The organism is Sphingopyxis sp. (genome assembly GCF_035250425.1).
In the GTDB taxonomy this organism is placed as follows: Bacteria; Pseudomonadota; Alphaproteobacteria; order Sphingomonadales; family Sphingomonadaceae; genus Sphingopyxis.
Map to the genome: position 1 here is coordinate 14,150 of NZ_DATFFD010000153.1, position 21,362 is coordinate 35,511.

Annotated in this window: 26 protein-coding genes and 1 pseudogene; 12 read left to right on the plus strand and 15 right to left on the minus strand. The window is 64.3% G+C overall.

Translation table 11 applies throughout. The annotated features are described in order from the left end of the window. Positions 1-216: 216 nt before the first annotated feature. From VJ811_RS08710 to VJ811_RS08735, 6 genes are read left to right on the plus strand one after another with little or no spacing between them, the layout of a single operon-like run. Positions 217-693, plus strand: a complete 477-nt coding sequence (locus VJ811_RS08710) for a helix-turn-helix domain-containing protein (RefSeq protein WP_324071879.1) — start codon at positions 217-219, stop codon at positions 691-693. Then, positions 690-1,283: a 2-hydroxychromene-2-carboxylate isomerase gene (locus VJ811_RS08715; RefSeq protein WP_324071880.1), complete on the plus strand. Its 594-nt coding sequence runs from the start codon at positions 690-692 to the stop codon at positions 1,281-1,283. Before VJ811_RS08710 ends, VJ811_RS08715 begins: the two co-directional genes overlap by 4 nt. Then, on the plus strand, positions 1,280-1,975 hold the full coding sequence (locus VJ811_RS08720) for an SDR family NAD(P)-dependent oxidoreductase (RefSeq protein ID WP_324071881.1): 696 nt from the start codon (positions 1,280-1,282) through the stop codon (positions 1,973-1,975). Before VJ811_RS08715 ends, VJ811_RS08720 begins: the two co-directional genes overlap by 4 nt. Positions 1,976-1,980: 5 nt before the next feature. Continuing rightward, on the plus strand, positions 1,981-2,460 hold the full coding sequence (locus VJ811_RS08725; RefSeq protein ID WP_324071921.1) for a PaaI family thioesterase: 480 nt from the start codon (positions 1,981-1,983) through the stop codon (positions 2,458-2,460). Between the two features lies 1 nt (position 2,461). Further along, positions 2,462-3,493: an NADP-dependent oxidoreductase gene (locus VJ811_RS08730; RefSeq protein ID WP_324071882.1), complete on the plus strand. Its 1,032-nt coding sequence runs from the start codon at positions 2,462-2,464 to the stop codon at positions 3,491-3,493. After that, entirely contained in the window at positions 3,490-4,731 is a 1,242-nt protein-coding gene (locus VJ811_RS08735; RefSeq protein WP_324071883.1) for a multidrug effflux MFS transporter, read from the plus strand. Before VJ811_RS08730 ends, VJ811_RS08735 begins: the two co-directional genes overlap by 4 nt. 131 nt (positions 4,732-4,862) lie before the next feature. On the opposite strand, the gene VJ811_RS08740 is transcribed toward VJ811_RS08735, so the two are convergent. From VJ811_RS08740 to VJ811_RS08750, 3 genes are all read right to left on the minus strand, one after another. Further along, on the minus strand, positions 4,863-5,168 hold the full coding sequence (locus VJ811_RS08740) for an alkylphosphonate utilization protein (RefSeq protein WP_324071884.1): 306 nt from the start codon (positions 5,166-5,168) through the stop codon (positions 4,863-4,865). A 79-nt stretch (positions 5,169-5,247) separates the two neighbouring features. Next, a complete protein-coding gene (locus tag VJ811_RS08745) occupies positions 5,248-6,909 on the minus strand; it encodes a SulP family inorganic anion transporter (protein ID WP_324071885.1) in 1,662 nt (553 codons plus the stop codon). Then, the gene (locus VJ811_RS08750; protein WP_324071886.1) at positions 6,906-7,226 is read right to left on the minus strand and encodes a helix-turn-helix transcriptional regulator; all 321 of its coding nucleotides are present in this window, start codon (positions 7,224-7,226) and stop codon (positions 6,906-6,908) included. Before VJ811_RS08750 ends, VJ811_RS08745 begins: the two co-directional genes overlap by 4 nt. Positions 7,227-7,374: 148 nt before the next feature. Here VJ811_RS08750 and VJ811_RS08755 point away from each other — a divergent pair, with 148 nt between their 5' ends. Next, positions 7,375-7,884, plus strand: a complete 510-nt coding sequence (locus tag VJ811_RS08755) for a DUF983 domain-containing protein (RefSeq protein ID WP_324071887.1) — start codon at positions 7,375-7,377, stop codon at positions 7,882-7,884. Between the two features lie 47 nt (positions 7,885-7,931). Next, positions 7,932-8,339, plus strand: a complete 408-nt coding sequence (locus tag VJ811_RS08760; RefSeq protein ID WP_324071888.1) for a hypothetical protein — start codon at positions 7,932-7,934, stop codon at positions 8,337-8,339. Between the two features lie 226 nt (positions 8,340-8,565). Here VJ811_RS08760 and VJ811_RS08765 read toward each other — a convergent pair whose 3' ends face one another. The 5 genes and pseudogenes from VJ811_RS08765 to VJ811_RS08785 all read right to left on the minus strand — a co-directional run. After that, on the minus strand, positions 8,566-9,612 hold the full coding sequence (locus VJ811_RS08765; RefSeq protein WP_324071922.1) for a L,D-transpeptidase family protein: 1,047 nt from the start codon (positions 9,610-9,612) through the stop codon (positions 8,566-8,568). Next, the gene (locus VJ811_RS08770) at positions 9,501-9,995 is read right to left on the minus strand and encodes a hypothetical protein (protein ID WP_324071923.1); all 495 of its coding nucleotides are present in this window, start codon (positions 9,993-9,995) and stop codon (positions 9,501-9,503) included. Before VJ811_RS08770 ends, VJ811_RS08765 begins: the two co-directional genes overlap by 112 nt. 65 nt (positions 9,996-10,060) lie before the next feature. Beyond that, the gene (locus VJ811_RS08775; RefSeq protein ID WP_324071924.1) at positions 10,061-10,705 is read right to left on the minus strand and encodes a murein L,D-transpeptidase catalytic domain family protein; all 645 of its coding nucleotides are present in this window, start codon (positions 10,703-10,705) and stop codon (positions 10,061-10,063) included. Between the two features lie 76 nt (positions 10,706-10,781). After that, on the minus strand, positions 10,782-11,300 hold the full coding sequence (locus VJ811_RS08780) for an AI-2E family transporter (protein WP_324071925.1): 519 nt from the start codon (positions 11,298-11,300) through the stop codon (positions 10,782-10,784). A gap of 106 nt (positions 11,301-11,406) precedes the next feature. Beyond that, a pseudogene (locus VJ811_RS08785) lies at positions 11,407-11,556 on the minus strand (YkvA family protein); the annotation flags it as partial. A gap of 417 nt (positions 11,557-11,973) precedes the next feature. On the opposite strand from VJ811_RS08785, the gene VJ811_RS08790 reads away from it, so the two are divergent. Beyond that, positions 11,974-12,363, plus strand: a complete 390-nt coding sequence (locus VJ811_RS08790) for a PRC-barrel domain-containing protein (RefSeq protein WP_324071889.1) — start codon at positions 11,974-11,976, stop codon at positions 12,361-12,363. A gap of 215 nt (positions 12,364-12,578) precedes the next feature. Here the strand turns inward: VJ811_RS08790 and VJ811_RS08795 are convergent, their stop codons facing one another. The 6 genes from VJ811_RS08795 to VJ811_RS08820 form a co-directional block, all read right to left on the minus strand. Further along, positions 12,579-12,770 (minus strand): hypothetical protein, encoded by a 192-nt coding sequence (locus VJ811_RS08795; protein ID WP_324071890.1) that lies wholly within the window; start codon positions 12,768-12,770, stop codon positions 12,579-12,581. Continuing rightward, on the minus strand, positions 12,767-13,249 hold the full coding sequence (locus tag VJ811_RS08800; RefSeq protein WP_324071891.1) for a YbaK/EbsC family protein: 483 nt from the start codon (positions 13,247-13,249) through the stop codon (positions 12,767-12,769). The genes VJ811_RS08795 and VJ811_RS08800 overlap by 4 nt, the downstream gene beginning before the upstream one ends. Before the next feature lie 73 nt (positions 13,250-13,322). Further along, entirely contained in the window at positions 13,323-13,919 is a 597-nt protein-coding gene (locus VJ811_RS08805; RefSeq protein ID WP_324071892.1) for a DUF4142 domain-containing protein, read from the minus strand. Between the two features lie 94 nt (positions 13,920-14,013). Continuing rightward, complete coding sequence (locus tag VJ811_RS08810) at positions 14,014-14,448, minus strand: CBS domain-containing protein (protein ID WP_324071893.1); 435 nt, start codon at positions 14,446-14,448, stop codon at positions 14,014-14,016. A gap of 40 nt (positions 14,449-14,488) precedes the next feature. Continuing rightward, a complete protein-coding gene (locus VJ811_RS08815; RefSeq protein WP_324071894.1) occupies positions 14,489-15,010 on the minus strand; it encodes an Hsp20/alpha crystallin family protein in 522 nt (173 codons plus the stop codon). Between the two features lie 286 nt (positions 15,011-15,296). Then, positions 15,297-15,446, minus strand: a complete 150-nt coding sequence (locus tag VJ811_RS08820) for a hypothetical protein (protein ID WP_324071895.1) — start codon at positions 15,444-15,446, stop codon at positions 15,297-15,299. 312 nt (positions 15,447-15,758) lie between these two features. Between VJ811_RS08820 and VJ811_RS08825 the strand changes: the two genes are divergently transcribed. Next, entirely contained in the window at positions 15,759-18,239 is a 2,481-nt protein-coding gene (locus tag VJ811_RS08825; protein WP_324071896.1) for an NAD-dependent epimerase/dehydratase family protein, read from the plus strand. 16 nt (positions 18,240-18,255) lie between these two features. Here VJ811_RS08825 and VJ811_RS08830 read toward each other — a convergent pair whose 3' ends face one another. Then, entirely contained in the window at positions 18,256-18,705 is a 450-nt protein-coding gene (locus tag VJ811_RS08830; protein WP_324071897.1) for a DUF305 domain-containing protein, read from the minus strand. Positions 18,706-18,859: 154 nt separating this feature from the next. Here VJ811_RS08830 and VJ811_RS08835 point away from each other — a divergent pair, with 154 nt between their 5' ends. Further along, a complete protein-coding gene (locus VJ811_RS08835) occupies positions 18,860-19,156 on the plus strand; it encodes a plasmid stabilization protein (RefSeq protein ID WP_324071898.1) in 297 nt (98 codons plus the stop codon). A gap of 16 nt (positions 19,157-19,172) precedes the next feature. Next, the gene (locus tag VJ811_RS08840; RefSeq protein WP_324071899.1) at positions 19,173-21,146 is read left to right on the plus strand and encodes a protein-L-isoaspartate(D-aspartate) O-methyltransferase; all 1,974 of its coding nucleotides are present in this window, start codon (positions 19,173-19,175) and stop codon (positions 21,144-21,146) included. Positions 21,147-21,362 lie beyond the last annotated feature (216 nt).

The following is a 21,362-nucleotide window of genomic DNA, read 5'->3' on the forward strand; positions in this document are numbered from 1 at the left end:
CATTTTGCCAGCTCATCGCAACCATCCGGTCGCGATAAAGCGAGTCGGCATATCCTTGGAATGGCGGCATGCCCGCCGGCCATATCGATCACTTCGAGATTTTCGTGCCTGAACCGCGCGGCACGAATCCACTTGCAAATCTTGCATTGCCTATATACTTCAATAATTGAAGTTACTAGGAACGCCAAACCCATGAAGCCAAAATCCTTCGCTGGAATGCGCTGCTCGATTGCGGGTGCGCTCGAATTGATCGGAGATCGCTGGGCGCTGCTGCTGATCCGCGACCTGTCGCTGGGGCTCAGCCGCTACGACGAATTCCGCGCGAGCACGGGCATTCCCGCCGCGACGCTCGCCGCGCGCCTCAAGCATCTGACGGCCGCGGGGCTCGTCGAGCGCGTGCGCTATCAGGAGCGGCCCCCGCGCGACGAATATCGCCTGACGCCGAAGGGCCGCGACCTTTGGAAAGTCAGCGTGGCACTGCGCGAATGGGGTGATCGCTGGGACGCCACCGGATATGGCCAGCCGACGATGGAAATGGTCGATCGCGACAGCGGGCATCCGCTTGTTCTGGCGCTGGTCGATGCGGAAACGGGCCAGCCGGTCCCCGCCGATCGCGTCCAGCTTCGCCCCGGCCCCGGCGCCGACGACATGGTGCGGCGCCTTCTCGAACCCAGCACAGGAGCAAAACAATGACGCAGGACATTGAGCTGTTTTATGACTTTCGCAGTCCGTACGGCTATCTGGCCTTCACCCAGCTACGCGACATGGACGTGGCGATCCGCTTGCGGCCGATGAAGATCCTGACGGTGATGGAAAAGGTGGGCAATGTCCCGACCACCATCACCTGCGCGGCCAAGGGCCGCTATGCGCGCGCCGACCTCGGGCGCTGGGCGGCGCGCTATGGCATTACGCTCAACCCCTCGAACATGCGCGACAATGACGGCGATGCCTGTTCGCGCGCCGTGCTTGCCGCGGCCTCGCCCGCCGAGGCGGATTCGATCACGCTGGCGCTGTACCGCGCCTCCTGGAGCGAGGGCAAGACGCTCGCGACGATCGATGACATCCTCGAGGCAACCACCGCCGCTGGTATCGACGCCGCCCCAATCGCGTCACGTATCGACTCACCCGACGTGGTCGCACAGCTCGACGCCAATACCGAGGAAGCGGCCGAACGCGGCGTGTTCGGATCGCCCTCGGTCTTCGTCGGCGACACTTTGTTCTTCGGCAACGACCGGCTCGATTTCGTGCGCGAAGAACTCGTACGCCTGGAGAAAGCGGCATGACCGATAGCAAGCCCCTCGCCCTCGTCACCGGAGTCGGCCCCGGAACCGGCGCTTCCGTGGTCCGGCGGTTCGCCGAAGGCGGCTATCGCGTCGCGATGCTGGCGCGCGATGCCGACCGGCTCGCGGCGCTTGCAAAGGAGATCCCCGATACGATCGCCCTTCCCTGCGACGTCAGCGATGCCGATGCGCTCAAGCAGGCAATCGACAGCGTCGGCGCGCCGAAGGTCGTGGTGCACAACGCCGTCGGCGGTGCCTTCGGAACCTTTTCGCAAATCGATGCCGAGGTTCTTCAGCGCAATTTCGAAATCAACACGATGACGCTTTTCCACCTCGCGCGCCTGACCGCCCCCGCGATGATCGCCGCTGGCGAAGGCGCACTGATCGTCACCGGCAATACCTCGGCGCAGCGCGGGCGCGCCGCCTTCGCAGGCTTCGCACCGACCAAGGCCGCGCAGCGCATCCTTGCCGAATCGCTCGCACGCGACCTCGGCCCCAAGGGCGTGCATGTCGCCTATCTGATCATCGACGCGGTGATCGACGTGCCGTGGCAGCGCGAGCGCCTGCCCGATGCCCCCGACGATTTCTTCATTTCGCCCGCCTCGATCGCCGGCGAGGTCTTCCATCTGGCGCACCAACCGCGCGATGCCTGGTCGTTCCTCGCCGAGGTCCGCCCCTTCCACGAGCCCTGGTGAGCAGGATGGACGCTGCCGATGACCGCGATGGCCTGGCGCAGCTGCACGCCTGGCTGGAAAGCGGTTCCCAACCGCCGATGGGAGCAACGCTCGGCTTCGCGCTTGTCGAGGTCGAGCGCGGCAAGGCCGTGTTCGAAGGACGTCCCGATCGCAGCGTCTATAATCCGCTCGGCGCGGTCCATGGCGGCTATGCCGCGACGCTGCTCGACAGCGCCTGCGGCGTTGCCGTCGCCTCGCAGCTCGGCCCCGATCGCGGCCACACGACGCTTGAGTTGAAAATCTCCTATCTCCGGGCGCTGACGGAGAATAGCGGGACGGTTCGCGCGGTCGGCCGCGTCATATCGCTGGGCAACCGGGTCGGCTTTTCGGAGGCGACGCTTCACGATGGCGAGGGGCGGCTCTGTGCCACAGCGACATCGACCTTGCTCGTCTTCGATGCGCCGCCGCCCGCCCCTCGTCCGGCCAATCCTGTTGAGGGAGCATGAGATGAAGGCCTTCGCCATCGACGCCTACAAGGGCGAACCGTCGCTGCGGGATGTGCCCGATCCGGTGGCGGGACCCGGTCAGGTCGTGGTGGCGATCGCCGCCGCGAGCGTCAATCCGATCGATGTCAAGCTATGCGAGGGCGAGTTCAAGGCGGTCCTTCCGCACAGGATGCCCTTCATCCTCGGCAGCGACCTTGCCGGCACGGTGGTTGCCCTCGGCCCGGGCGCCGACCGGTTCCAGATCGGTGACGAGGTCTTTGCCTGCCCGAACAAGGACCGCATCGGCACCTTTGCCGAGCGGATCGCGATCGATGAAGCCGATCTCGCGCTCAAACCGCCAAGCCTGACCATGGCCGAGGCGGCCGCACTGCCGCTCGTGGCGCTGACCGCGTGGCAGGTCCTGATCGAGCGCGCGAAGCTTGGGCCGGGCCAGAAACTTCTGGTCCATGCCGGCTCGGGCGGGGTCGGAACGGTTGCAATCCAGCTCGCGAGACATCTCCGCGCCAGCGTGGCAACGACCGCGGGCACCGACAATATCGCGCTGGTGAAGAGCCTCGGGGCCGATGTCGCCATCGACTATCGCAAGGAGGATTTCTCCGAGACGCTCAGCGGCTACGACGTGGTTCTCAACACGCTGGGACCGGATGTCCTCGAAAAGTCGCTCGCGGTCCTGAAGCCCGGCGGCAAGCTCATCTCGATTTCAGGCCCGCCCGACATTGCCTTCGCACGCAGTATCGGCGCCAACGCCATCGTCCGGCTGCTGATGCGCCTCCTCAGCTTCAAGATCCGGCGCAAGGCCCGCAAACACGGCGTCGAATACAGCTTCCTGTTCATGCACGCCGACGGCGGACAGCTGGCCGAGATCGCGAAGCTGATCGATGCGGGAGTGATACGCCCCATCATCGACAGCGAATTTTCATTCGCCGAAACCCCGGCTGCGATGACACGAGTGGCATCGGGACGCGCGCGCGGCAAGGTTGTGATCGCGGTCGCCGACGCATCTCGAAAAGCGCAAGAAGCCGCGCAGGCGTGACGCTATCGGCCGAGAGCGAAAGCACCGCTCCGCTTCAGGGAGGCGGCGCTCTGACAGCAGGCCGCCTGGTGCTGCTGGCGAGCCTGGCGGCGCTCGGCGCGCTCGCCACGAACATCATGCTTCCCGCGTTTCCCGATATGGCCCGCGAGTTCGGCGCCCTGCCGCACGAGCTTGCCTGGACGCTGTCGAGCTTCTTCATCGTCTTTGCGCTCGGCCAGTTGATCGTTGGCCCTATGGCGGACTCCGTCGGCCGCGCGCCTTTCGTCATCGGCGGCCTTGCGATCTTCGTTGCCGGCAGCATCGTATGCGCTCTTGCCCCATCCTTGCCGGTTCTGATTACGGGCCGGGCCATTCAGGCACTTGGCGCCTGCGCGGCCTCGGTACTCGCCCGCGCCATCGCGCGCGACCTGTACCATGGACCCGAACTCACGCGCGCGCTGGCGCTGGTGATGATCGCGATGGCGGCGGCGCCCGGTTTCTCGCCCGCGCTCGGCACGGGCATGACGCTGCTGCTCGGCTGGCGCAGCATCTTCGTGCTCGTTGCGGGCGCGGGCGCGCTGGTTGCCATCTGCTACTGTGTAAGCGCCGGCGAAACATTACCCGCCAGCCAGCGGCGATCAGCCCAGCCGGCTTTGATCGCCCGGACTTACGCCGAACTCGCCTGCGACCCGCGCTTCATCCGCCCCGCTCTGGCCGTCAGCTTGGTGATCGGCTGCCTCTACAGCTTCTTCGCGGCGGCCCCTCCCATCCTGATGACAGGCCTGGGATTCAGTGCGGCGGACCTCAGTCTCTTTTTCGCGGCGACCGTCGCGGTCGTCTTTGGCAGCGGGCTGATCACGGCCCGGCTTGCCAGGCGCTGGGACGCGCCGCGGGTGGGCATGGCCGGCATCCTGATCGCCCTCACCGGCGGCCTCTGGTTGGTCGCTCAGGGAGGCGCACCGACGCAGATCCAGTTCATGTCGGCGGTCACCCTGTTTCTGGCCGGAATGGGCCTCGTCAACCCGGTCGCGACCGCGATAGCGCTCGAACCGTTCGGCGACCGGGCGGGCATCGCGTCGGCTTTGCTCGGCTTCCTGCAGATGGCGTGCGCCGCGCTCGGCACCGCACTCATCGGGTCGCTGCCGATCGGACCGGCGGCCGCTTATTCGCTCGTCGTCTGCAGCGGCACGCTGCTGGCAGCACTCATATTCTACCCCGTTTTGCGAGGTCGATCCGTTTTGACCGATGCATCCGATTAAGCTGCCTGACTTGAGCTGGAATTATCGCGGAAGGAAAAGGACATGCAGCCTGTGCCGCTCGACCAAGACCGTCATCGCCATCGCCATCGCATCATGTAAGCCCGCGCAGGAAGGCCGGCGGCGGCGAAGATTCAGCGCTTGCGCACGAACTCGGCTCGCAGGACAAGACCCTTGATCGCCTCATGCCGGCAGTCGATTTCCTGCGGATCGCCGGTCAGCCGGATGGACTTGATGACGGTCCCGACCTTGAGCGTCTTGCCGGCGCCTTTGACGTCGAGGTCCTTGACCAGAACCACCTGATCGCCGTCCTGAAGGATGTTGCCTACCGCATCGCGCACCTCGATCTGGCCGGCGGCAGCTTTTCGGGCGGCGAGTTCGGCGGCCGGCATCCACTCGCCGCTCTCCTCGTCATAAACATAATCATTATCGTTGGTCATTTCATGCTCCATTGGGGTTGGACGGCCGGTCGGTCGCACCGACGTGTCCGGTTTCGAGGGTGCGAGGCGGGCACTGCATTCACTTCCTTTCGAGTAGCTCGGCGGCGAGCGACTGCGCGTGCGCATAATCGGCCGCATGCGAGACCTTCGTCGAGGTTTCGCCAAGCCCGATGCGATCGAGCATCGAACGGGGCTGCGGCTGCACGCCGGACAGGATGACCTCGGCCCCGGCCAGCCGCGCCTGCTCGACAAATTCCTCGAGCGCCTGCGCCCCGCTCGCATCGAGCAGCGGCATAAGCCGCAAGCGCAGGATGATGACGCGCGGCGATTGTCCCAACCGGCGTAGCGTATCGAGAAGTTCGCCCGCGACCCCGAAGAAGAAGGGCCCGGCGATCCGGAACACCTCGACACCCGGCGGCAGATCGTCGCGCTGGTCGAGATCCTCGGCATCGAGATCGGGATCGCGCCTGCCGCTACCGTCCACTTCGACCGTCTCGGCCATGCGCGCCATGAACAGCAGCGAAGCGAGCGTCACGCCGACGCCTATCGCGACCGTCAGGTCGACGAGCACCGTCAGCCCGAAAGTGAGCAGCAGCACCGCGCGGTCGCTGTTCGGCATCCGCAGGAGCGCGAGGAAGCGCTGATATTCGCTCATGCCCCAGGCGACCATGAAGAGGATCGCCGCGAGTGCCGCCATCGGCACATAGGCCATCAAGTCGGTGCCGAAGAAGATGAAGAGCAGCAGGAAGGCCGCGTGCATCATGCCCGCAACGGGGGTCTTCGCGCCCGAGCGGATGTTGGTCGCGGTGCGGGCGATCGCTCCTGTGGCGGGGAGCCCGCCGAAGAGCGCCGAGCCGATATTGGCGACACCCTGCCCGATGAGTTCCTGGTTCGAGCGGTGCCGCGTGCCCGCCATGCCGTCGGCGACGACCGCGGATAGCAGCGCCTCGATCCCCGCGAGAAAGGCGATGGTGAACGCCGAAGGCAGAACCGCATTGATCTTCGCGAGCGAGATATCGGGAAGCGACGGCATCGGAAGCCCCGCTGCTATGCCGGGAAAGCGCGAGCCGATCGTGTCGACCGGGAGGCCCAGCAGCGCCACGGCAAGCGAGCTCGCCACCACCGCGATCAGGAAGCCGGGCAAGCGCGGCGCAAACTTGCGAAGCGCGACGATGATCGCGAGAGCGCTCGCGCCGACACCGATGGTCGCCCAGCTCGCACTTGGCAGCGCGCCGAGATAGGTCTGCCATTTGGGGATGAAGTCGGTGGGCACCTTGTCGATCGCAAGCCCGAGGAAGTCCTTCACCTGGCTCGAGGCGATGATCACCGCGATTCCGGCGGTAAAGCCAGTCACCACCGGATGCGGGATATATTTGATCATCTGGCCGAAGCGCAACACGCCGGCGAAGATCAGAATCAGACCCGCGAGCAGCGTAGCGACGAGCAGTCCGTCATAACCATGGTTCGCGATCACATTGAAGATCACGACCACGAAAGCGCCGGTCGGCCCGCCGACCTGAACGCGCGATCCGCCGAGCGTCGAGATCAGGAAGCCCGCGACGACCGCCGTGATCAGTCCCTTGTCCGGCGAGGCGCCGCTGGCGATTCCAAGCGCCATCGCGAGCGGCAAGGCGACGATCGCGACGGTCAGGCCGGCGATCGCGTCGGCGCGGAAGGTGGCGGCGGAATAACCCTCGCGAAAGACCGTCAGCAGCTTCGGCGTATAGGTATCGGGTTTCACCGAATTTCGGGCCGGCTCGGAAATTTGGCGGAAAGAAGCCCGCGCCCGGGCCGCGCGGGATCGGCGAGGGCCGCTTCGCGCAGCCGCACGCCACGCCCCTGCCCGGTGCTCGAAGAATATTCGCCAAGCAGTTCGATGCCGTTGCTTTCGAGCGCTCCGATCACTTTCACCAGCGTATCGACGACACCGCGAACCTGGCCATTGGATGCTTCCATCCGCTGGATCGTGGGAAGAGAAAGGCCCGCCAGTTCGGCGAGTTGACGCTGATCGATCCCAAGAAGGGCGCGCGCGGCCCGCATCTGCTGTGAGGTGATCATATCAGCTCCTCGATGTTTGATACATCATTTATCAATCTTAACACCATCATCTAATACTGTATATATCGATCATGCCAAGCAATCGATCAACCGTGACGGGTGTCCGCCAGCATTATAGTTCGCAGATTTTCCTCGGAGAACGCGGCTGATGCCGGATTTCATGGTGTCGCCATTCGACCGCCCCATCACCGGGAAGATTCCCCCGCCGAACGATCAGGATCCGGAAGGCGAAGACTTTGCGCTTCCATCCTCCGGTTGGGAGGCGATGGCCCGCGGCGCGCGAGGCCGATGCCCGCGTTGCAACGATGCGAAGCTCTTTCATCGCTTCCTCAAACCGGTCGCGACTTGCCCCCGTTGCCGGCAGGACTGGACGCATCAGCAGGCCGACGATTTCCCGGCCTATGTGTCGATCCTGCTGACCGGGCATATCATGGCGCCGATCATCATCGCGCTCGTTCAGGAGACAGCACTGTCACTGGCCGCCTTGGCCGCGATCATCGTGTCGTCGATGCTGATACTGATGATCGGCCTTCTCCAGCCCGCGAAAGGCGCGATCATCGCCTTGCAATGGTGGTTCGGCATGCACGGGTTCGTGAAGGAACGGGGCACCTCGGAGAATCCCGACCACGAGGACGCCGGATTGCGTGATGGCGGCTGAAACCGGGACCGCTTCACCCGCGAATGACCGGCCCGGGGAGCCACTATTTGACGGGCCGGGGCTCAAGCCATGGCCGGACAGTCGCTTCGTTCAACGAGCATTCGGGCATATTTGACGATAAGGATCGGCCGTTCCTTCCATTTGGGACGACACACGCCGACCACGCAGCTTTTCATTCTCCCCAGCCTAACGATCATTTTGAACGCTTCGGCCAGCGTGGCGCCGATGCAACGCAACGATCGTTGCGAACAGCAGTTGTTAAAATATTGAAACTCAAATGGAGGGTTGTTCGCCCTCGCCGCCGGAGAGAGAGAGAGAGAATGAAAAAGCTTCTGACAATTTTCGCAATTAGCGGCTCGATATTGATCCTGTCTGCTTGCAACACAGTTGAAGGCGCAGGAAAAGACGTCGAATCCGCCGCAGAATGCGCTGATGGAGTTAAAGACAACTGCTAGGCGGGGTGAGACAAATTGGCGTGAGCCGGCATTCGCGGATCACCGTTATTGGCCGCCAGCCGCCTGACAGCTTTCGAGGTAAAAGCAGCGAAAGCCGGCCACAATTCGACTGGAAAAGCGAGACGGCCAAAGCAGACGGTGCGCCAGCGGCAGCTTCGAGTCAGCGTCGCCTAATCGTCCGGAGCTGTTCTTCGCCGTTCCCGGGCCGCTCTTTGACGTTGCGATTTCAAGGCCCGATATCGGCGCCGGACGCGCGCAATCTGTAGCCCTGACGTTCGGGGAAGCCGAGACTTTTTGCGACCGCGTCATTCCAGCCATAGGGATCGGCCCGGATGACGGGTTCGCCCGCATCGTCGAACAGCACGGTCTGATAATAGAGCCTGACGGGGATTTCGCGGGGCAGCGCGACGAAAGTCTCTTTCCCGGTCGCGCGTGCGGCGTGCCATTCGCCGAGAACGCCTTCGTCGCGCGCCAGCATGTCCGCAAAGCCGAGCGCGTCCTCGACGCGGACGCAGCCGTGACTGCGTTGCCGCTGCACCTCGTCGAACAGCGGCTTGGCGGGCGTGTCATGCAAGTAGATCGCACGGTCGTTCTTCATGTCGAACTTGACCAGGCCCAGCGCATTCTGCGGTCCGGGCTGCTGCACGATCCAGCCGTCCTTCCACGCCATATTGTTACGGCGAAGATAGCCCGCCCCCTGTTTCGCGATCTCGCCGTTCTGGATCGAGCGCGGGACTGTCCAGGTCGGATTGGCGACGAGCCGATAGATGGGCGACCCGAGCTGCGGCGTCTCATCGCCCGGTTTTCCCACGACCACCTTCCGCGTGTCGGCGACCTTGCCCTCGCGCCAATAGGTGAGCCGCGCGGCGGCGAGGTTGACGTCGATGCGGGTCGCCGGCGGCTCGCGCTCGAGCCAGCGCAGACGCTCCATCGCAACCGCGACCGCGCGGGCCCGATCGGCATCGGAGAGATTGAGGATTTCGAGCGCGTCACCGCTGATCACCCCGTCGGGATCGATGCCGTAATCGGCCTGCATGCGCTGCACGGCGCGGACCATCGCGGGCGTGTAGCGATCGCCGTCCCTGGCTGCGTCCTCGAGATAGCCCGAGGCGGCGAGTTGCGCCGCGATAGCGGGGACACGCTGATCGGTCGCACCGGGGTTCAGTGGTTTGGTGTCGGGAATGGCAGCGGGCTTATCGCCTTCACCGCGAAGCGCGAGATAGGCTTCCGAGAGCTTGCGATACTGATCGGTCTGCGGCGCCAGGCCATCGATCCACGGCCAAGCTTCCCCTCGGACAGCGCGGCGGCCAGGCCGGGCCGCAAATCCGCTTCGGGACGGGGAATCGTATAGGGTGGTTGTAATTTGGCGGGATCGGTCGCGCCGCGGGCAACCGCCCCGGCATAGCGCAGCGCGCTTTGTGTCAGCGCCCTTTCGCCCTCCACGCTTCCGGGCCGCCCCTCGACAACGAAACGCAGATGATCGAGCCCGTGGGCGGCGCGCCGACCGATGGCCTCGCGCAACTGCCGGACAGCCGGGCCATTCCAGCGAATGCTGCTGGCGGCCTCCGCATCCGCACGCGCTCCGTCGGCGGAGGGATTGCCGCATCCGGCGAGAACCAGAGACAGCGATGCGCAGGCCATCATAAATTGTCGCACATAAATCTCCTTGCGATCGAAGGAGATAACGCAAGGCGCGCGAGCCATGTTCCCGCGCGGCGGACTTAGGCCTTCGCAGCGTAGAGGAGGCGTCCTTCGCCGAGAAAGTCGAAAACGCGGTCGAGTTCGTGCTCGCTCACCGCGAAACAGCCCTGGCTGCGTCCGAGCTTTCCATGCGCCGCGATCATGCCGGCATTCGCATACCATGCCGAATGGATGACAATCGCACGCTCGCGCGCATTGTCGTTCGTCGGGTCGAGCCCCGCGAGCCGCTGCGACCGGCCATGCTTTCCGACATAATAGTCGCCGGTCAGAAAGGCCCCTTCGCTCGAAGCATTGGAACCGAAATCATTGGAAAAACGCTGCAGAAAGCCCGTATGGCTCGGATCCGAACCGGTGCCATGGGCCACCAGCAGGCTCGATCGCTCGCCATTGGCAACGTCGAGAAAATGCAGCCGCGGTTCCGAAGAGGAAGCCGCGAAATCGACGATGCCGATACGATCGCGGTGTACGACCGCCCCGGAGTGGCGATCCAGCGCGGCAAGGGCTTTCCGCAACAGGGTTGGATCGAGCGACGTGGGCGACGATCTTGGCATCGCCGGGAGGGGAGATGCCGCTGTCTCGACTCTCGCAGAATCCGCGGAAAACCCCGGCAAAGCGGTGGATCGGCTGAGCAGTGCGGTGGCGGCGATCGCGGTCCCTGATAGCATGAGCGAGCGCCTGTCGATCATGAAAGAACGATCAGTCATGCTCCCCATATATGTACGAAGGACCGATTTTGAAGATTTAGCGCTCCGGCGAGCTGGGTCCGGCGGTGTCTGCGAGCAGCATCCCGACCGGTCGCATCCGGCGACTATGCGCGAAGAGCGTCGCCATCAACACTGTGATGGGCGTGGCGAGAAATGCGCCAAGCGGCCCCCATATCCAGCCCCAGACCATCAGCGTGGTCAGGACGACGACCGGCGAGAGGGCAAGCTGGTGTCCCATCAGCCGCGGATCGACATAATTGCCCATGATCTGCTCGATCACCAGCAGGCCTCCGGCGACCGCCAGTGCGGTGCCCGGATCCCTGGTCGCCAGTGCATAGAGAGCCGGAAGTGTCCCGGCGATGATGGATCCGATCGTCGGGATGAAATTGAGCAGCAGGGCGAGCAAGGCCCAGGTAAAAAGCAGATCGATCCCGAATATCCAGAGATAGGCGGTGTAGAGAAGCGCCGTCGCCGCGCCGAGCAGCAGCCGCGTCCAGAGAAAGCTTCGCGTAGCGCCCAGCCGAGTGCGAGAAGCGCGACGAGGATAAGCGCCCAGTGGCTTCGGCCATCAACCCTGAAGGGATAAGTTGCATCGCCAGCCACAGGCCGATGGGCACCAGAATGAGATCGTCGAAATAGCCGAGGACGGGAATGAAGTCGGGGATCAGGTCGATCGGCGACAAAGCGTAGGCGACGGCCATCCCGGCGACGATCTTGGCACCGACCGGCACGCGCGGGTCATGCGAAGCGAGCCAAAGCGCCGCCACATCGCGCTTGGCCGCCTCGGCCCATGTTTTCAAACGCGCGAACATTCTGACGGCTACCCGGCCATGGCCCTTCGATCCGTTTCCTTTTGTCTCCGCTTTCAAACGCCCGAGAATTGGGATCGTGCCATTTCTCCGGCTCGTCGCGAGCCTTGCAAATCGAAGGCATCGACGCAGCTTTGCCGAGACGCGTATGGATTGGATCGATCGGTAGGAATGGAGCTATCGGCTTCGCGATGCGTTGAGATGTTGCCTCCCTGAAGGAGGGATATGGTGTCGGCGGCATCCAGCCTCGGCACTGTCATGGTGACCAACCAGATCGCCGCGCGTGGCAAAAACCGGCCATGTACTCGCTGCGATGCGCAATGTGCCACGCGAGCGCTTCGCTCCCGCACTCCTTCGCAAATTGGCCCATGAGAATACGCCCGCTTCAGCGTCTGGCGCCGCAAGAAAGGAGCAAGAGTCATGAATCAGTCGCTTACCGAGCCGGTGCTCCACAAGGAGCATCCGCTGATCCTGTCCAGCCGGGTCGTCAAGACGCCGGTGTTCAATCGCGCGGGCGAGCGGATCGGTCATGTCGATGATCTGTCGATCGGAAAAGTCGACGGCAAGGTGATCTATGCGATCATGTCGTTCGGCGGCTTCCTCGGCATCGGCGAGAAATTCCATCCACTGCCGTGGTCGCTGCTCGACTATGACGTCGAGCGCGGAGGGTTCATTGTGCCGCTCGATCGTCCAGCGCTGGAGAATGCGCCGCAGTACACGCTCGACGAATTGCGCGCGCTGGGAGGAGCCGACTATCGCGAAGCCGTTTTCGGTTATTATGGGCCCTTCGGAGTGGCGCCCTATTGGTAAAGCGAAACCGACAGGCAGGCTGATGCTGGCGAATAGGCTTGCGACCAAAATCGACAGCTCAGCCCGCCAATTCTGGGAGGGCGAATTGGTCCCCCTCATGCTTTCGCCGATCCCGGTGCCGCAGCTCTTCGCTCATTTTCCCAGATCCCGATTTCGTTGGCCTTGACCGCTTGGAAGGCAAGCTTCGGAAGGCGATTTTGCCACGCTAAACACTGCTATTTGCGCAGCACCTCCGCACCGAGGAAGCCATTCGCATAGGCAAGGCCCGCGAACAGAATGAACAGCACGAAGCCCGCAAGTCCGGCGATGAAGACGATGCGCTGCCATCGCTTGCGCAGGATGATCTCGCCCTGCCGCGCCTCCTCCGCCGGAATGCGGCGCGGCTCTCCGGGTCGCGGATCGGTCACTCGACGTCCTCCCATCGCTCGCTGAACCGGCCGTGACGCGCCGGGCGCATCAGGCGCTCGAAGTCGTCGTGCGTCACATGGACGAGCGACACATGATCGCCGCCTTCGAAATAGACGTCGGGCTGCTCGGTCAGGCTGTCGTCGACGATGGTCGCGATGCCATAGCCATATCCGAGCGGCGGTACGGCGCCGACAGCGCAATCGTCGAAGACCGACGCCACCTCTTTCTCGGCGGCGATGCTCGGCTTCAGGCCGATCTCGCTGCGGAGTTCCGCAAGCGCCACGCGCCGGTTCGATGGCACGACCGCGAGCAGATATTCGTCCGGCGTATCGATCAGCACGGCTTTGGCGATACGTCCGGGCGGGAGCTGGCACGCGAACGCGTTCTGCATCGCCGAGCGGGTCGGGTCATGCTTCAGAAGATCATAGTCGACCTCCAGCGCGTCGAGCTGGTGGCGGAGCCTGGGGGCAATGGTCATGGGTCTTCTCCTTCAAGTCTCCAGTGGCGATCCCGGGCGGCCGTTTGCCGACCGCTGTCGTCTCGGCGCCGCGTCATGGCGTGGCCGCCGTCGCCGGCTGCGCAAGCCGGCGCGCCTCGTCGAGATGTTCGGAGACCATCTTGACCGCATCTGTGGCCAAGCGCTTGAGGATCGGATCGCCGCCGCTTTCGGCATAGGCTTGGACAGTGCCGAGCGCGGTCTCGTGCGCTGCCACCTGGTCCTTTATATAGGCCAGTTCGAACGCCGTGCCGGTGAGCGGCTTCAGCGCGTCGAGCTTTTGCTGTTGCTCGGACGACAGCGCGGGATCGGGCTTGATCGCCGGTGTCAGGGTGGCGCCGTCCTTGTTCAGCCGGTCGGTCGAGGCGGTGTGCGCGTCGATCATCTTTTGCGCGAACGCCCTGACCGCGGGGGTCGGCGCCCTGTCGACCGCGAGCCGCGAAGCGGCGATCTCGAAGGCGTCGCCCGCCGCCAGCGTGTTGGCGAAATCCTGCCCCGAAAGCGAAGCCACCGTTGGTTCGGGCGGCGCGACTTCTCCGGGGATGGGAGACCCGTCGGCGCGGCCATCGGCGGTCGTGTCGGCGGGGGGCTGATCGCAGGCCGCCAGCGAGAGGCTCGCCACGATCGCCGTCATTCCGGTTATGATACGCATGCTATGTCTCCATTGTCTGGGCTGGCGCTTCCGGCGGGGCTGCGGGAATCATGGTCGCAGCATTCCGCCGGAAGCCTCCATCGCCAGGTTCGCGTCAAATCGACTGGGAGTGCATCATGCTCGGACGTGCGATTTCGCCGAGCGCCTCACCCGATTGCCTTGCCTCGCCATTGGTCGCGAGATCGGTGATCGAGATGACCCCGACGAGCCGCTTGTCGCGATCGACCACCGGCAGGCGCCGGATCTGCTGCTCGGCCATATTGTCGAGGATCGCGTCGACCTCGTCATCGGCGTAGCAATATTTGACCTCGCCGCTCATCACGTCGCGAACCTTTGCCTCCGGCGACCGGCCGCAGCCGACCGCGCGGATCGCGATGTCGCGATCGGTGATGATGCCGACCAGCCGGTCATTCTCACCCACAGGGAGGAAACCGGCGTCGATGTCCGCCATCGTGCGCGCGGCTTCCTGAAGCGTTTCGGCCGGATCGATGATCCGGACCTCGCGGGTCATGCATTGATTGACTTTCATGATCGTTCTCCTGCGGGGCGGCGGCATTTGCCGCCCATTGCTAATGTTTGGACTGGGATTTGCCTTCCGGCGCCGGCGGCGGACCGCTTTCGATCGCGATGCGGTGCCGGCCATCTCCCTCTTCGGTTCGCGGCAGGCAGACGGTCAGGACGCCATGGTCGAAATGCGCCTTGACTTCGCTGGGATCGACCGCCTGCGGCAGGCGAAGCGAACGCTGGAACGTGCCATAGGCACGCTCGCTGACGTGGCGTCGGTCGTTGCCGTCTTCGCGCTCGACGCGCTTTTCGGCGCGGAGCGTCAGCACGTCACCATCGACCGACACGTCGATGTCGTCTTCCCTGACACCCGGCAGCTCGGCGGTGATCCGGACTTCCTGTTCGTCCTGCACGACGTCGATGCTGGGCGCGAGAATCCCGCCAAGGGCATCGCGCGTGTCGTCGAACTCGCGAAACACGTCCTCGAACAGGCGGTTCGCCTGGCGATAGAATGAGAGAAGCGGACTCGCAGGGCGGAACGGCTCGACCGCGCGCGAGCGGGATGGAGTGAGGGAACGGGTGGCCATGATATCCTCGGTCTGGCTAGGGTTGATGCTGCCGACCGCGCCACCAGCCACGAGCGAACCCGGGCAAAGGGAGAAACGTCATGTTGGGCCGCCTTCGGGGGCCGTGTCCTTATCTCGCTGCTCTCGATATACCCGCGAAGCCGCTCGCAAACGGCAGACGCGATCACAGGGGCAACGAGAGGTCTGGGCCGGGGTTCCCGGCATAACCGTCTATGTGACGAAAAGAGCCATAAGCGCGGCGAGCCGTTTATCGCTCCTGCGACGATTTCCCTGGCATGATCGCCCCTCAATGCCGCTTGAAATACTGGACCTCGCGTTCATGCTTTTCGGCCGCCGCCCGGCTCCCGAAAGTGCCGAGGTTGCGGCGCTTGCCGGTTTTCGGATCGGCCTTGCGTGAATAGAGCCGATATTGTCCCGATTTGAGCTTGCGGATCATGGTGCCAGTCCTCGGTGCAGGCCGGTGTCGCGCGCGGAACCGGTGGAACCGGCTGCCCATGCTCTTGGCTTCGATCCGGCCTTTGCTATCATCGATCAACGACGCCCCTCACGGGCGGTTCCACCGACCGAAAGATTCGACGGGTTCTCACGTCCGCGGAACTTGTCATGATTTCGGGCGCTGACTGGCAAGGGGCGGGCGCTGGATCGATTCCATGCTCGACGACCTGGACCATGTCATAGCCGGCACCTCGCATTTTCCCGGGGCGATGCTGTCTGTTTCCTCCCCGCGCGCCAAGGCGGGAACACCGCCATGAAAGGCGCAGCAAAACCGATCGTGCTGATCACCGGCGCCGACGGCAATATCGGCCGGTCGCTCGCTGCTGCGCTCGCGGACAGCTACCGGGTCGTCGGGCTCGATCGCGCCAGTGACGACGACGGGGACGAAGCCGGTTTCCCGCTGATCGAAGCCGACCTCACCGATGACCGGTCGGTCGCGGCCGCGATGGATATCTTGCGCCGCGATCATGGGACACGGATCGCGAGCGTTGTTCATCTCGCCGCCTTCTTCGATTTCAGCGGCGAGGAGAACCCGCTCTATGATGCGGTCAATGTCGAGGGAACGCGGCGGCTGCTGCGCGCGCTGCAACCGTTCGACGTCGAACAGTTCATTTATTCGAGCACGATGCTCGTCCACGCGCCGGGCAAGCCCGGCGAAACGATCGACGAAAACCAGCCGATCGATCCGGGCTGGGCCTATCCCAAATCGAAGGCGGCGGCCGAAGAGGTGATCCGCGCCGAGCATGGCGCCATCCCCTATGTCCTGCTTCGCCTTGCGGGTCTTTATGACGAACGCACCTCGGTGCCGACGCTCGCCAATCAGATCGCGCGCATCCACGGCCGCGATCTCCAGAGCCATTTCTATTCGGGTTCGACCCGCGCCGGCCAGGCGATGGTGCATCGCGACGACATGATCGAGGCCTTTCGCCGCACCATCGACGGGCGCGCGCAATTGCCGCCCGATATTGCGATCCTGATCGGCGAGCCCGAGGCCATGGGCTATGAAGCGCTGCAGGACGAGCTTGGCTATCTGATCCACGGCGCCGAGGATTGGCCGACGCTGCGCCTTCCCCGAGCCGCCGCCACGGCCGGCGCATGGGCGCAGGACAAGCTCGAGCCGGTCATCCCCGACGCGCTCGACCAAGGCGAACGGCCCTTCATCAAACCGTTCATGACCCGGATGGCGAGCGATCATTACGAACTCGACATCACGCGCGCGCGAACATTGCTGGGCTGGGAGCCGCGCCATCGGCTGAAGGACAGGCTGGCGGGCATGATCGCGGCGATGAAGGCCGATCCCGCGGCTTGGTACGAAGCCAATGCCATCCCTCCACCGCCCGAAATCACCGAGGCGGCCGAGGCGGGTGAACATCCCGAGGAACAACGCGCCCGGTATGAAACATGCTATCGCCGCGCGCATCGCGAAAACCGCTGGGCGCATTTCGTCAACATCGCGCTGGGCGTCTGGCTCGTCACCCAGCCACCGATGATCGGTGTCGCCGAACCCTGGCTCGCGGCGACCGAAATCACGCTCGGGGCCACGCTCATCCTCTTTGCGACACTGGCGCTGTCCTGGCGGATGGGATGGGCGCGCTGGGTCTGCGCGGCGATCGGCGCACTGGTCATGGCCGCCCCCTTCCTCTTTTGGACAGCGAATCCGGCGGCCTATCTTTCCGACACGCTCGTCGGTGCATTGGTCTTCGGCTTCGCCATCGGCACCAAGCCCGAAGTCGGGCCGTCGCCGCTTGCCGCGACCACGGGTCCCGAAACGCCGCCGGGCTGGAGCTACAATCCCTCGGAATGGACCCAGCGCGTGCCGATCATCCTGCTCGCGCTCATCGGCCTTCAGGTGTCGCGCTATCTCGCCGCCTACCAGCTCGGCCATGTCGACGGCGTATGGGAGCCTTTCTTCGCGGGATCGTCGGCGGATCCCCGCAACGGCACCGAAGAGATCATCACCAGCCATGTTTCCGAAGCATGGCCCGTCTCCGACGCCGCGGTCGGCGGCTATACCTATGTGCTGGAAATATTGACGGGGATCGTCGGATCGCGGGCGCGCTGGCGTACCATGCCGTGGCTCGTCATCCTGTTCGGGCTGATGATCGCGCCGCTCGGCATCACCTCGATCTTCTTCATCATCATCCAGCCGATCCTGATCGGCACCTGGAGCACCCTCGCCCTGATCGGCGGCGCGGCGATGCTGATCCAGATACCCTATTCGCTCGACGAACTGCTCGCGACGCTGCAGTTCATGCGCCGCCGGATGAAGGCCGGACGGAACTGGCTGCGCGTGCTCCTGTTCGGCGACCGGGACGAAGGCAAAACCGAAGATGGCGGCGACGAATTCGATGCCCGCCCCGCCGCGATATGGCGCGACATGTGGACGGGCGGCGTCTCGCTGCCGTGGAACCTAGCTGCGGCCGCTGCGATCGGACTGTGGCTGATGTTCACGCGGATCACGCTCGGCGCCGCGGGCGCGATGGCCGACGCCGACCATCTGATCGGCGCGCTCGCTCTTACCATCGTCTCGCTTGCCGCGGCCGAGGTTGCGCGGCCGCTGCGCTTCCTGCTCATGCCGCTGGGCGCCGCCTTGTTCGTGACACCGTTCGCGAGCGGGGCAAATATGACCGCGACTGCGGCGAGCATCCTCTGCGGTGCCGGGCTTATCGCGCTCAGCCTTCGCCGGGGGGCGGTGAAACAGCGTTACGGATCATGGCAAAAAATGATCGTCTGAGAATGAGCGCTCCCGGCTATCGTCCCTTCTCTTCCAGCATCGCCTTCATCTGCGCGATCTCCTCCTCTTGCGACCGAATGATCGCGCGGCACAGCCGCTTCACTTCCGCATCCTCGAGCGCAGCCTCTTCGCACATCAGGACCGCGCCCGCGTGGTGCGGGATCATGGAACGGAGAAAAGCCGTATCGTCGATCGTCGTCTGGGTTCGGATAAGTGCGAAACTTCCGAAGAAGGCGATAGCCGAGATAGCGAGCAGCACGGCATTGAGGCGCTTCGACGGGAACATGCCGGGCATCGCAACGATCATCAGCGCCGTCATCGGCGCGACCATCATCAGCGTCATATAGACCATGTTGAGATTGTTGTAGAAGCTCGACAAGCGGTCGATCATCACGAACATCACCAGATACATGATGATACCACTCACGACCGTCTGGATCGCCAGGCTACGATATGCGGGGTGCATCGATCATCTCCCGAGGTTGCCGCCGTCTTGAGCGGTCGTAGCGATAACGCAGCCCAGGCCATTAAGCTGCCGGGCGGCGGCGGCCAGCGCCGCGCGAAGGAACTTCGCTGCGCCCAAAAGGTTTTCAAGCTGCGGGGATGCAAGGAGAGCAGCCATGCCCCGAGGTGACATATCAAGCTATACCGGCAAGCAGAAACGCAAGGCCGAACATATCGAAGAAGGCTATGAGGACCGCGGCGTCGGCCACAAGGAAGCCCAGCGGCGTGCCTGGGCGACGGTGAACAAGGAATCGGGCGGCGGCAACAAATCGGGCTCGGGCCGCGGCAAGCAGGACAGCCACGCTTCTTCGCGCAAGGGCGGCCGCAAGGGCGGATCGAGCCAGAGCCATGCCTCGCGGTCGGCGGCGGCGAAGAAGGGCTGGGAAACCCGGCGCCACCGGGCGCACGGCTGAACCGCAGGAGGCTGTCATGGCCGATGTCAGGGATCGCCGCGAAGCGATGGTCGACTATCAGATCGTCGCGCGCGGCGTGCACGACGAACAGGTGCTCGCCGCGATGCGCGAGGTTCCGCGCGAACGCTTCGTGCCGGACGAACTCATCGAGTTCGCTTATGAGGATAGGCCGCTGCCGATTGAGGCGGGGCAGACGATTTCGCAGCCTTATATCGTCGCGCTGATGCTCGAGGCGGCCGAAATCCAGCCCGAGGACCGCATTCTCGAGATCGGGGTCGGGTCGGGCTATGCGGCGGCCGTGATGAGCCGGATCGGACGGCGTGTGCACGCGATCGACCGGCAGGAGGAGCTCGCCAACCTTGCGCGCGACCGCATGGTCGCGCTCGGCTATGACAATGTGGTGATCCGCACCGGCGACGGAACGCAAGGCTGGCCGGAGAATGCGCCCTTCGACGTCATCCTCGTCGCCGCCGGCGGTCCCGCCATCCCGAAACCCCTCCGCGCGCAGCTGGCACTTGGCGGACGCCTCGTCATCCCCGTCGGCGGCGCCGAACAGCAGCGGCTGATGCGTGTCACACGCACGGGAGATGACGAGTATTTTGAGGAGGATCTGGGTGAGGTCCGCTTCGTTCCGCTGATCGGCGAGCATGGCTGGCACGATAAACGCCGAACGGCCGAACCCGGACCAGCGTCGGCGTTCGAGCTGCTTCGCGAAGCGGCCGAGCCGCTCCCCCAAATCGACGATCCGGACTTCGCAATCTTCATCGATCGCTTCGCCGATGCGCGGATCGTCCTGCTCGGCGAGGCGAGTCATGGCACGTCCGAATTCTATCGCGCGCGCGCCGCGATCACGCGCCGGCTGATCGAGGCACATGGGTTCACGATCGTCGCGGTCGAGGCCGACTGGCCCGATGCCGCGGCGGTCGATCGCCATGTCCGAGCCCGCGCAGCCCCGGTTCCGGCGCCCGATCCGCCCTTCCGGCGTTTCCCGACCTGGATGTGGAAGAACAGCGATGTCGCGGCCTTCGTGGCCTGGCTGCGGGGCCATAATGCCGAACATCCGATGGATGAGCGCACGGGCTTCTATGGGCTCGATCTCTACAATATGACCTCCTCGATCGACGCGGTGTTGACCTATCTCGACCGCGAGGACCCCGAGGCCGCGGTGATTGCGCGCGAACGCTATGGTTGCCTCGCGCCCTTTGGCAGCGATCCCGCGAGCTATGGCCGGATGGCGATCAGCGAAGGCTATGCACGGTGCGAGGCGGCCGTCGTCGCCCAGCTCCGCGACCTGTTCCGGAAAGCGCGCGACTATGCGGCGAACGACGGCGACGACTTTTGGGACGCCGCGCAGAACGCGCGCCTTATCGCCAATGCCGAAGCCTATTATCGCGCGATGTTCTATGGCGCGGCCGAAAGCTGGAACCTGCGCGATACGCATATGTTCGACACGCTCGAACTGTTGCTCGGCGCAAAGGGCAAGGACGCGAAGGCGGTGGTCTGGGCCCATAACAGCCATATCGGCGACGCGCGCGCCACCGAAATGGGCCAGAGCCGCGGCGAACTCAACATCGGACAATTATGCCGTGAACATTATGGCGAGACCGCGCGCCTGATCGGTTTCGGCACCCATGAAGGCACCGTAGCGGCGGCGACCGACTGGGGCGGCGAAATGGAAGTGAAGCGCGTCAATCCGTCGCGCCCCGACAGCTATGAGCAGCTTTGCCATGAAAGCGGACATGCCTGTTTCCTGCTCGACCTGCGCGAGGGCGAGCATCCCGAGGCGCGCGAGGCGCTGCTCGAGCCGCGGCTCGAACGCTTCATCGGGGTCATCTATCGGCCCGACAGCGAGCGCTGGAGCCATTATTCGAGTGCCGTCCTGCCGCAACAGTTCGATGCCTGGATCTGGTTCGACCGCACCGAGGCTGTGACGCCGTTACCGGGATGGCAGGAAGAGGGCGCGAGCGACACCTTTCCTTTCGGCCTATAGTGCGGCCGCAGCTGGGCGCATGATTTCGAACCCTGCTCCGATGGATCGTTCGCGTTTCCAGCATGTTGAGCGGAAATGGCGAGCGATAGACTGGCAATTGGCCGCCGGACTTGGCCGTAGCCGTCGGGCAGCCTTAATATCTGAAAGTCGTGAAACCGGACATTTCCGTGCACGCATCTACACCCCGCCAGCCCACCAAATTGGGCCTCTCCGAGT